The 1,241-nt window shown below is 59.7% G+C and carries 2 protein-coding genes; one reads left to right on the forward strand and one right to left on the reverse strand.

What is annotated here, in order from left to right:
• The first annotated feature begins 384 nt into the window (after positions 1-384).
• A complete protein-coding gene (locus tag ACXJKR_RS32820) occupies positions 385-762 on the forward strand; it encodes a hypothetical protein (protein ID WP_457326427.1) in 378 nt (125 codons plus the stop codon).
• An 89-nt stretch (positions 763-851) separates the two neighbouring features.
• Here ACXJKR_RS32820 and ACXJKR_RS32825 read toward each other — a convergent pair.
• Positions 852-1,241 (reverse strand): hypothetical protein (locus tag ACXJKR_RS32825; RefSeq protein ID WP_457326428.1); only part of this gene is annotated, 390 nt, incomplete at its 5' end.

A 1,241-nucleotide genomic window follows, 5' to 3' on the forward strand; every position in this document is an offset into this window, starting at 1 on the left:
TCGTTTGGGTGATGTGTGTCCCGGAGACCGAGTCCATGCCCCGATCAAGAATCTCGTGTGCGACGACGCAACCCAAGCCATTGGCTCGGGCCAGTTCGCGGGCGCACCGACCCTGGGCGGGTCGCTGGCTTGAACTGAATAGGTTGCGTTTCACGTTGAGTCCTGATGTCGAAAAGGTTGAAGTGGTCGATAGAGCTGCCTTGGCAGCTGCACTGATGTTGATCAATGCGGCGCTTCGGTTAGCGAATAACTGCATTGTGAAGAGTGTTCACTTGCGAAGTCAAGCGTTTTGCGAAAAATCTTCACAAGTAGAATGCGTGAAGACTTTTCGCAACACTTCGAGATCCCCGCACGACCCCGTGCTGGCAGCGCCACGAGACCCGGATGTCCAGCCCGCCCAACATCACTACGATCCGACGCATCAACGCTCAAAGCCTGTTTCAGCAGTACGCCGAGGAGCGCATCAGTGCGGGCGAGCCGCCGAAGGGGTTGGAAGCGGCCTGGGCTTCGCACATCGGCGTAAGCGGGGCCACTTGGTCGATGGCCAAGAGCGGCGCCCGTCCGATCGGTCACAAGCTGGCCAAACAAATCGAATCGCACTGCGGCGTCGAGCAGGGGTGGCTGGACATTGAGCGCGCGCCTCAAGGACTCAGCGGACCGGAACAGCAATTCTTGGCCTTGGCCCTAAAGGTCTATCGCGCGACGAACAGCGGTGGCCGCAAGGATCTGCGGCGCATGCTGACGGAATTTCGCAAAGACTAAGCCGCGAGATTCCGTCCAGGTCCGGGCGCTGCCTTTGCGGGCTAGAGCTCGTCACTCAGTTCTGAATACGCGCCCTGATCGGTCCAAGGCTACGTCATCCATGTGGATTCGATGACAAGGTTGGCCGACCGGCAGGCAGGGCATTGCTGTGGCTCCGGAAAGTCCTTCACAAGCACCCCGGACGCGGCGCAATGATTGCATTGCAACGACTTCATTTCCGACACGGACTGGTCGCTCACTATCCACTCTGGCCGCTGCTCGCCGTATCGCGGTGCTGCGTGGCACAGGAGGCGATCCTGCTGCAAGGGGCCAAAAGTTGGATTTCGCCGTTGTTCCACCGTCTCGCGCCGGAGGCGCACGCCAAGTGATTGCAGCTCGTCCTGCACCTTGGTAGCGCGCTCCTCCCAAGTGGACTCAAGCAGCGTAAATGGCGGACTGCGCACAATCTGCAGCGCAGTTGAAAGTGCCATGCCCTGCTT

This window comes from Roseateles sp. P5_E11, from assembly GCF_054049355.1.